General features: G+C 67.8%; 7 protein-coding genes. 3 read left to right on the top strand and 4 right to left on the bottom strand.

Features of this window, described 5'->3' with window-relative positions; translation table 11 throughout:
* Positions 1-173 precede the first annotated feature (173 nt).
* The 3 genes from AZC_RS15695 to AZC_RS15685 form a co-directional block, all read right to left on the bottom strand.
* Positions 174-1,700, bottom strand: a complete 1,527-nt coding sequence (locus AZC_RS15695) for an ABC transporter substrate-binding protein (protein WP_043880383.1) — start codon at positions 1,698-1,700, stop codon at positions 174-176.
* Positions 1,701-1,849: 149 nt separating this feature from the next.
* Positions 1,850-3,502 (bottom strand): hydantoinase B/oxoprolinase family protein, encoded by a 1,653-nt coding sequence (locus tag AZC_RS15690; protein ID WP_012171564.1) that lies wholly within the window; start codon positions 3,500-3,502, stop codon positions 1,850-1,852.
* Positions 3,499-5,571 carry a hydantoinase/oxoprolinase family protein gene (locus tag AZC_RS15685; protein ID WP_012171563.1) on the bottom strand — a complete coding sequence of 691 codons (2,073 nt, stop codon included), beginning with the start codon at positions 5,569-5,571 and terminating at the stop codon, positions 3,499-3,501. Before AZC_RS15685 ends, AZC_RS15690 begins: the two co-directional genes overlap by 4 nt.
* A gap of 159 nt (positions 5,572-5,730) precedes the next feature.
* On the opposite strand from AZC_RS15685, the gene AZC_RS15680 reads away from it, so the two are divergent.
* The 3 genes from AZC_RS15680 (at position 5,731) to AZC_RS15670 (ending at position 9,372) form a co-directional block, all read left to right on the top strand.
* The gene (locus tag AZC_RS15680) at positions 5,731-6,531 is read left to right on the top strand and encodes an IclR family transcriptional regulator (protein WP_148209858.1); all 801 of its coding nucleotides are present in this window, start codon (positions 5,731-5,733) and stop codon (positions 6,529-6,531) included.
* A gap of 97 nt (positions 6,532-6,628) precedes the next feature.
* Positions 6,629-8,146 (top strand): argininosuccinate lyase, encoded by a 1,518-nt coding sequence (locus AZC_RS15675; protein WP_012171561.1) that lies wholly within the window; start codon positions 6,629-6,631, stop codon positions 8,144-8,146.
* A 113-nt stretch (positions 8,147-8,259) separates the two neighbouring features.
* A complete protein-coding gene (locus tag AZC_RS15670) occupies positions 8,260-9,372 on the top strand; it encodes a calcium:proton antiporter (RefSeq protein ID WP_043879452.1) in 1,113 nt (370 codons plus the stop codon).
* Between the two features lie 53 nt (positions 9,373-9,425).
* Here the strand turns inward: AZC_RS15670 and AZC_RS15665 are convergent, their stop codons facing one another.
* The gene (locus tag AZC_RS15665; RefSeq protein ID WP_012171559.1) at positions 9,426-9,725 is read right to left on the bottom strand and encodes a hypothetical protein; all 300 of its coding nucleotides are present in this window, start codon (positions 9,723-9,725) and stop codon (positions 9,426-9,428) included.
* Positions 9,726-9,761 lie beyond the last annotated feature (36 nt).

Below are 9,761 nucleotides of genomic sequence, written 5' to 3'. Positions count from 1 at the left end.
GGGGGGTAGGACGGCCGGGTCCGAAGACACCATCTCCGTCCTGCGCTGAGGGCCGCGCGCGAGGGCGTGGCGTCGGGCATGGAGAGAGCGTCCGGCTCCCCTCCCGAACCCGCCCCCGAAAAGGGGGAGGGGACTGGCCCGCCCATCCATCCCGATGTCCGCGCGCGCGTTCATCAGCCCACCGAGGTCGTTTCGAAGGTCTCGCCGGAATAGAAGGTGAGCGCGCCGGGCATGTTGGTGAAGCCGGTCACGTCCTTGCGCATGGCGTAGCCCTGGCTGCGCAGGGCGAGGCCCACCATGGGCACCTGGTCGATCGCCACCTGTTCCAGCTCGTGATAGATGGCCTTGCGCTTGGCCTCGTCGAATTCCTCGCGGCCGGCCTGGAACAGCTCGGTGAGCTTCGGAATGGAGAGGTTGAAGCTGCGCACGTAAGATGGCGAGAGGCTGCCGTCCACATAGGCCGAAAGGCCGTCCGGGTCGTTGCTGTCCGCAGACGTGCCCATCACCGCCAGATCATATTGGCCGCGATTGCCCAGGGCCACGCGGGTCGCCCAGTCCGGCAGGTTCAGCTCCACATTGATGCCCACGGCGGCGAGATGCTGCTGCACCACTTCCGCCGTGTCCTTGTGCATGCCGTACTGCGCCGTGGAGAGCAGCTTGCAGGAGAGGCCGCCGCCATGCCCGGCCTCCGCCAGCAGCTTCTTGGAGAGGTCCGGATTATAGGCCCAGCCTTCCGCCAGATCGGCGTTGAAGAAGGGGCTCGCCTTCGGGATGGGCAGATGCGCCAGCGGCGCGCCGCGGCCGAAGAAGGCGCTCTTCACGATCTCCTCGCGGCGGATGGCGTGGGCCACCGCCTTGCGCACCTTCGGATCGTTGAAGGGCGGGCGCGAGCCATTGAAGATCAGCGACATGAACGGGCCGTCCACGGCATCGAGCTTCAGCTGCGCATTCTGCTCGATGCTGGTCATGGCCTGCCACGGCACATATTCGATGAGGTCCACGTCGCCGCTCTGGAGCGCTGCGACGCGCAGGTTCTCATCCGCATAGACCATGACGCGGATGCCTTTCAGCTTGGGCAGGCCGGGCCGGTAGTATTTGGGATTGGCTTCCAGATCCATGGAGACGCCGCGCTCGGCATCCTTGAGGATGAACGGGCCGGCGCCGATCTGCTGCGAGGCGGTGGAAGCCTTCGACATGATGGGCATGTGGTAGCTCGCCATCAGCAGCGGCAGCGTCGCCGAGGGCTGCTTCATGGTGAGGCGGACGGTCTTGTCGTCGGGCGTCTCGATCTTCTCCACGCCCTGCATCTCGTTGCGCAGGAAGGCGGTGGATTTCTCGCCGGCCACCTGCTCGATGGTCCACTTCACATCCGCCGACGTGACCTTGTCGCCGTTGGAGAAGGTGGCGTCGCGCAGCTTGAACACCCAGACATTCTTGCCTTCCGGCGCCCAGCTTTCCGCCAGCTCGCCACGCAGCTTGCCGTCCGGCCCATAGGAGGTGAGGCCGCGATAGAGTGCGAGCTTCACCGTGGCGGAAGCGGTGCCGGCATTGGCCCAGGGCTGGACGCTGGGCGGGAAGGAGGAGATGCCGAAGGTCAGAATGCCGGGCGTGCGCGCCTTGGCGCCGGGAATGCGCAGCAGCGGCACCATGGCCGCCGCTGCGGCGCCGGTGAGAACTGAGCGTCGGGTCAGGTCGGCCATGTCCATCGTCTCCGCGAAAGCGGGCGGGGGCGGCAACGGCGCCCGGCCCGGAATGGGACAGAAAAGGCGTCGGCGTGAAGATGCGGCGCGCCTCTCGGGCGCGCGGCCTTGAAGGAAGCGGCGGCCGGCAAAGAGGCCGCCGGAGAGGCTCAGTAGCCGTAGATCTCGCGGGCCGTCGGAAGGTCGATGACGCCTTCCTCGATGTCGCGGGTCACTGCCGCGCGGTCGCGCTCGGCGGGGGCGCCATAGCCGCCGGCGCCGGGGCTCACCACCGCGAACCACTGGCCGGCCTTGAGGGTCAGGGCATCGCGCTCGCGCAGCACGCCGGGGCCGCATTCCACGCCGCCATTGCCGCCCGCGCCGCCGCCATCGAGCCCCCAGCTGCGGGAATGAATGCGCGAGACGTCCACGCGCACGCGGCAGTCCTCGTCTGCCCGATAGACGCGCCGGAGGCCGAGGCCGCCGCGATAGCGCCCGACGCCGCCGGAGCCGTCCACCAGCTCGTAGCGCAGCAGGGTGAGCGGATATTCGGTCTCCAGCGCCTCGATGGGCAGATTGGAGGTGTTGGTGACATGGACATGCACGCCGTCGAGGCCGTCCTTGTCATGGCGCGCGCCGCCGCCGCCGCCCATGGTCTCGAGGTAGACCCAGATGGCGCCGGTGTCCTTGCGCTGGCCGATGAAGGTGGCCACCGTGCAGGCACTGTTGGAGCAGGCCGTCACCTTGTGCGGCACCGCCTGGGCGAGGGCGCCGAGGATGAGGTCGGACACGCGCTGGCAGGTCTGCACGCGGCCGTTCACCGCGGCCGGATGCACGCAGCTCACCACGCTGCCCTGCCGGGCGGTGACGGTGAGCGGGCGGGCGAGGCCTGCGTTGGGCAGGATCGTGGGGTCCACCACCGACTTCACCACATAATAGGCGGTCGCCTGCAGTGCGGTGTGGGTCATGTTGATGCCGGCGCGGAGCTGGTCCGGCGCATCGAAATGCAGCGTCATGGCATCGCCCTTGACGGTGACCTCGACGCTGAGCGGCAGGGTGGTGTCAATCTCCGGATTGTCGAACACGTCCGCGAAGCGGTAGGTGCCGTCCGGAATGGCGGCTATGCCGGCGCGCATGCGGCGTTCGGCATAGTCCATGAGGGCATCGCCCGCCGCCAGAACCACCTGCGTGCCATACTTGGCGCAGAGTGCCTGGAAGCGCTGCACGCCGACGCGGTTGGCCGCCATCTGGGCGCGCAGGTCCGACAGGCGCTCATGCGGCACCTGGCAGTTGAGCAGGATGAGATCCTGCACATCCTTGTTCAGCTCGCCGGCGCGATAGAGCCGTACGGGCGGGATGCGCAGGCCTTCCTGATAGATGTGGGCGTGGCCGCGGTCAGCGAAGTCCGAATGGTGGGCGAGGTTCACCGTCCAGGCGGCGATGGCACCGTCGATGAAGATGGGCTCGGCCAGCACGATGTCCGGCAGATGGGTGCCGCCGCCCGCATAGGCGTCGTTGCCCACGAACACGTCGCCCGGCTTCATCTCGGAGGTGGGGTGCAGCTTCAGGATATGCGGCACGATGCCGATGAAGCTGCCGAGATGGATGGGGATGTGCTCGGCCTGGCAGAGCGTGTTGCCGGCGGCGTCGAACAGCGCCGTGGAGCAGTCACGCCGCTCCTTGATGTTGGTGGAATAGGAGGCGCGGATCAGCGCCTCGCCGGTCTCTTCCACGATGGAGGAGAGGGCGGCCCCGATCACCTCGACGGTGATCGGATCAAGGGCCGGCGCGGCGGAGGGCGCGAGAGAGGGCTTCAGGGTCATGCCGCCACCTCGAGGATGAGGTTGTGATAGGCGTCCACGCGGGCGGTCATGCCCGGCGGGACGACGGTGGTGGTGTCCATCTGCTCGACGATGGCGGGGCCGGCGAAGCGGTTGCCCGCTTTGAGCGCCTCCCGGTCATAGATGGGGGTTGGCACGTAGTCGCCCGCCTCGGGGAACCACACCGGCCGCTTGCCGATGATGGCGGCGGAGGCGTCCGGCCCCTCCAGCGGGTAGGCCTTGAGCGTCGCCTTCCTCACGAGGCCGACGGCCTCGACGCGCAGGGTGACGATCTGCACCGCTTCGCCTGCCGCGATGAAGCCGTAGCGCTGGCGGTGGGCTTCCTCGAAGGCTTCCGCCAGATGCTCCAGCGTGGTCTCGGTGACGGCGCCTTCCGGCAAGGCGACGGACAGTTCGTAATTCTGCCCCGCATAGCGCATGTCCACCGTGCGGTGCATCTGCCGCGCCGCGGCGGTGATCTCCTCATGGTCGAACCAGGCCTGCGCCCGTGCGCTGAGGGTGGCGAAGGCTTCGCTCACCGGGGCGAGGGAGGAGGCCGCGAGCGGCAGCAGCTTCGTGGCCGCGAAATCCGCGCGCAGGTCGGTCAGCAGCAGGCCCATGGCGCACAGGATGCCGGGATTTCGGGGCACCAGCACGCGGCGCATGTCCAGCTCCTTGGCGAGCCGGGCGGCGTGCAGAGGGCCGGCGCCGCCGAAGGCCATCAGCGTATAGTCGCGCGGATCGTGGCCGCGCTGCACGGAGATGACGCGGATCGCTTTGGCCATGTTGGCGGTGACGACGGAGAGGATGCCCTGCGCCGTCTCCATGACGCCGAGGCCGAGCTTGTCGGCGAGGCGGCCGATGGCGGCCTTGGCGAGATCCTGGCGCACCGGCATGCGGCCGGCGAGCAGGTGGGTGGGGTTCAGCGTCTGGAGCACCACGTTTGCGTCGGTGGTGGCGGGCTCCTCATTGCCCTTGTCGTAGCAGACCGGGCCGGGGAAGGCGCCGCACGAGCGCGGGCCGACCTTCAAGAGGCCGCCGGAGTCCACATAGGCAATGGAGCCGCCGCCGGCGCCCACCGTGTGGATGTCCAGCATGGGGGCCTTCAGCGGATAGCCATGGACATTGGCTTCCGAGGTGAGCTTGCACACGCCGCCCTTCAACAGAGCGACGTCCGTGGACGTGCCGCCCATGTCGAAGGTGATGATGTCGGGGAAGCCCGCCAGTTCGCCCACCGCCTGCGCCGCGACGACGCCGGTGGAAGGGCCGGAGAGGATGGTGCGCACCGGCATGGCGGCGGCGGTGGAGAAGCCGATGACGCCGCCGTTGGACTGGGTGAGGTGCGGCGTCGCCTCCATGCCCAGCGCCTCGAGGCGCGGGGAGAGGCGCTCGATATAGGACTTCATCACCGGGCCGAGATAGGCGTTCAGCACCACGGTGGAGAGGCGCTCGAACTCGCGGAATTCGGGGGCGATCTCGTGGCCGGAGCAGACGAAGGCCTCCGGATATTCCTCGCGGATGATCTCCACCGCGCGGGCCTCGTGCTCGGGGCGGACGAAGCCATAGAGGAAGGAGACGGCGATGGCCTTCACGCCGGCCTTCTTCAGCGCCTTGGCGGCTTCGCGCACCGCCGGCTCATCAAGCGGCAGGTCGATGGAGCCGTCATGGCGCACCCGCTCGCCCACTGCCATGCGCAGGGCGCGCGGCACCAGGGTCGGCGGCTTGTCGGCGGTGAGGTCATAGAGATCGGGGCGCTTCTGGCGGCCGATCTCGAGCAGGTCGCGGAAACCGTCCGTGGTGACGAGGCCCGTGGCGACGCCCCGGTGCTGGATCAGCGCATTGGTGGCAACCGTCGTGCCGTGGCCGAAATAGGCGACGGAGGAGGCCGGCTTGTCGCCATTCTCAGGCGCGACGCGGCGCATGCCCTGCTCGACACCTTCAGCAATGCCGCGGGAGGGGTCATCAGGGGTGGAAGAGACCTTCCAGACCTCCACCCGTCCCTCGTCCTCGTCGAACAGGCAGATGTCCGTGAACGTTCCGCCCGAATCCACACCGACGCGCCAGCGAGCCATGACCGGATCCCAAAATTACCGTGTCTATGGCTTCAGCCTCCCCCTGCATGGCTTGCCTCGCAAGCGTAAAAATTCCATTCAATGTGCACGTTTCCAGTCCAGTTTCATTCAGTGAAATTTTATGCTTCATTGAATGATATGAGTTTCATTTGGCGGAATATGGCTGATAGTACATCGGCGACCGGGCGCATCTTCGCCCTTCTGAGAGCGCTTTCGCGGGGCGAACGGCAGGGCATGCGGCTCAAGGATCTGGCTGCGGCGGTCGATCTGCCGCGCCCGACCACCCATCGCCTGCTGCATGGGCTGATGGCCGAGGGCATGGTGGAGCACGATCCGCGCACCAAGCACTATCGGTTGGGCCTCGAACTGTTCGTATTGGCCGCCAAGGCCGGCAGCCCCCTCAACCTGCGCGACATCGGCCGGCCGGCGCTGCTGCGCCTGACGGCGGCGCTGGGGGAGACCGTCTTCCTCATGGTGCGCAACGGGTTCGACGCGGTGTGCGTGGACCGCTCCGCCGGCCCGCTGCCCATCCGCACCTTCACCGGCGACGTGGGCGGCACGGTGATGCTCGGCGTGGGGCAGGCTGCCATGGCCATCCTCGCCTTCCTGCCGGACCGCGAGCAGGACGAGGTGATCCGCTACAACCTCCCCCGCATGCGCGCCCTTTCGGCTTTCGACGAGGGCTTCCTGCGGGCCGAGATCGCCCGCGTGCGGGACCTCGGCTATGCGGACGGCGCGGCGGGCCTCATTCCCGGCATGGCCGGGCTCGGCGTGCCCATCCTCGGGCGGGACGGGGATGCGGTGGCGGCGCTCAGCGTCGGCAGCACCACCGACCGCATGACCCCCGAGCGCAACAAGGTCATCGCCGACCTCCTGAAGCGCGAAGCCGCCGAGATCGGCGCCCGCCTCAACCCCTTCGACCCCGCCCTCCGCCGCCCCGGCGCGGCGATCATGGGGTGAGGGAAGGTCTGCCCTTCCGCAACGAGAGCGCGAATGCGGACGTTTCTCGCCCGCCGATCGCTCGCTATGCTCCGGCCAACAAACGGGAGGATAAGCCATGCGGATGGCGGCAAAGGTCGCGGGAGCCGTGATGATGAGTGCCCTCACCCTGTCCACCGGCACCGCGCAGGCGCAGTCGGAGGCGCGGCGCGACGAGTTCTATTGGCTCGGGGAGATCAACAAGGCCTCGCTGGTCATCAATTCCAGCCAGGGGCTGCTGGATCCGGCGCTGGCGCCGCGCATCGCGCAGGGGCTCGACAAGGTGCTGAAGGACGGCGCGAGGCCCGGCGCCAAGCGGCCGACTCTGGTCATCACCTTCGAGCCGCTGCTCATCGAGGCGGCGGGCGTCGAGGCGACGCTCCTGCATGCGGGCCGCTCCAGCCAGGACATGCTCTCGACCGTCCGCGCCGCCGTGATGCGGGACGAACTTCTCGCTCTGGCGGAGCAGTTGCGCACGACCACCGCCACCCTGCGGGCGGTGGCGGAGGCGCAGCAGGACACGATCGTCCCTAATTACACCAATGGCGTCGCTGCCCAGCCCAACAGCTATGGTCATTATCTGCTCGGCTTCGTGGCCGGCTTCGAGCGCGATGCCGAGCGTCTGCGCCAGGCCTATGCGCGGCTCGACCGCTCACCCATGGGAACGACGGTGCTGAACGGCACGAGCTGGCCGCTCGACCGCGACCGCATGGCGGCCTATCTCGGCTTTCCGGCCAAGGTGGACAATGCCTATGACGCCGCCCAGATCTCCGCCGCCGAAATGCCGGTGGAGATCGGCGCGGTGGCGACCTCCATCGCCCTGCACACCGGCGCCTTCATCCAGGACGTGATGGTGCAATATGCGCAGCCGCGCCCGTGGATCCTGCTGCGGGAGGGGGATGGTAACACCTATGTGTCGAGCGCCATGCCCCAGAAGCGCAATCCGGGGCTCCTGAACGACACGCGCGGACAGGCCTCCATGGTGCTGACGCTCGCCATGGGCCGGGCCATCGCCGCCCACAACATCCCGCCGGGCATGAACGACCCCAAGAGCGTGCGCGACAATGCAGAGGTAATCACCCGTACGGTGGCAACCCTGCGCAACCTCGACCGCATCCTGAAGGCGCTGGTGATCGACCGCGACCGGGCGCTGGAGGAACTGAACAGCGACTGGACGGCCTCGCAGGAAATTGCCGATGAACTGATGCGGACCTACAAGCTGCCCTTCCGCGTCGGGCATCATTTCGCCTCCGAGGTGGTGGGCTATGCCAAGGCCCACGACATCCGGCCCTCGGACTTTCCCTATGCCGAGGCCCAGCGCATCTATCGCGAGACGCTGGCGGAGATGAAGCTGCCAGTCGGTGAACTTCCGATGAGCGAGGCCCAGTTCCGGGCCGCGCTCGATCCGGTGGCCATCTTGCGCAACCGCGCGACCAGCGGCGGCCCGCAGCCGGCGGAGATGAAGCGGATGCTGGCGGAGACGGACCAGAACCTCGCCGCCCAGCAGCGCTGGATCTCCGAGCACCGGCAGGCCATCGATACGGCGCTGGCGCGACTGGATTCTGATTTCGCCCAGGTGCTCGCCAAGGCGAAATAGCCGGTGCCACATCGCGTGCGCGCGCTCGGCGCGCGTGCACGCCGGTGCCTCCTGTCCATTGCGGACATGCGCCGTTCGTGCCCTATGGGACGCACGTTTCCAAAGGAGAAGAAATGGCCGCCGATGTTTCCGGGCCCATGCCCAAGTCCGCCTGGCTCTATCCCATCGTCGCGCTCGGCTATTTCGGGCTCGCCACGGGGCTCGGCTTCGATGAGGGCTTCACCGGCAGCACGAGCGGCATCCTGCTCGCCATCGTCCTCATTCCCGTGATCTTCGGGGCGATCTTCGCGGCGGTGTATCATGCTGAGGTGATCGGTCATGCGACCGGCGAGCCGTTCGGCACGCTGGTGCTCACCGCCGCGGTCACCATCATCGAGGTGGCGCTGATCGCCTCGGTGATGCTCTCCGACGACGGCGGCAGCCCGGAGCTGGCGCGCGATACGGTGTTCTCGGTGGTGATGACCGTATGCACCGGCCTCACGGGCATCTGCATTCTGGGAGGCGGCCTGCGCTTCAAGGAGCAGGTCTATGAGACCACGGGCGCCGGTGCCTATCTCACGGTGCTCATCGTTCTGGTGACACTGACGCTGGTGCTGCCGAACTATACGCAGGGCACGCCGGGGCCATTCTATTCCAGCAGCCAGCTTGCCTTCTTCAGCGTGCTGACGCTGATCCTCTATGGCGTCTTCCTGTACATCCAGATGGTTCGTCACCGCGACTATTTTGTCAGCAGCAACGGCAGCGTGGTGGCGGTCGAGCATGCCATTCCCACCGCGCGGGCGCTGTTGAGCGCGGGCCTGCTGTTTGCCGCCCTCACGGCGATCGTGCTGCTGTCGAAGAAGTTTGCCATCGTGGTGGAGGCGGGGCGCGAGGCGGTGGGGTCACCGCCGGCGGTGACTGGCCTCATCGTCGCCATCCTGATCCTGCTGCCGGAATCCATTCCAGCCTTCCAGGCGGCGCGGCGCGATCAGTTGCAGAAGTCGCTCAATCTGGCGCTGGGCTCGTCTCTCGCCACCATCGGCATGACGTTTCCGGCGGTCGCAGTCGTGTCGCTGGCGCTGAACAAGCCGCTCGTGCTCGGGCTTACGCCGCGCGACACCGTGCTCATGGCGACGACGCTGCTCGTGAGTTCGCTGACGCTGGGCAGCGGGAGGACGAACATCCTCTACGGCTTCACCCATCTCGTCATCTTCGCGGCGTTCCTGTTTCTCACCTTCCAGCCGTGAGGCCATCCGTCGTCCGCCGCCCGGGGTACGACCCGGAGCGGCAGGCGGCGCGATCAGATGAGCGCGCGGCGCCGGAGGTAGATTTCAAGGCTGTCGGTGGCATCCGAGATGTCGCCGCGCTCGCCGCTCTGGGCCGCCGCGATCAGCGCCTTCTCGGCGGCATCCGGGCTTTCGCCGGCCTCGGCGTGAAGAACGTCGGCTGCGTCCCACAGCCGCTCCAGCACCCGCTCGCCGTCCGCGAGAGGGATGGGACGCGCGAGAAAGGCGCCCCAGTTGGGAGCCCGGCGGTGCGGGCTCGGCGCCTTGAGCGCCGTGGTGGGGATCTCCCCGAGAGTTCCGATATGCACAGTCATGACCAGACAACGCTCCGATCGACGAATTGTTGCTTC

It is taken from the genome of Azorhizobium caulinodans ORS 571 (genome assembly GCF_000010525.1).
GTDB classification, from domain to species: domain Bacteria; phylum Pseudomonadota; class Alphaproteobacteria; order Rhizobiales; family Xanthobacteraceae; genus Azorhizobium; species Azorhizobium caulinodans.
Note: the sequence above shows the minus strand (reverse complement) of the source record. Positions and strands in the feature narration are given on the sequence as shown.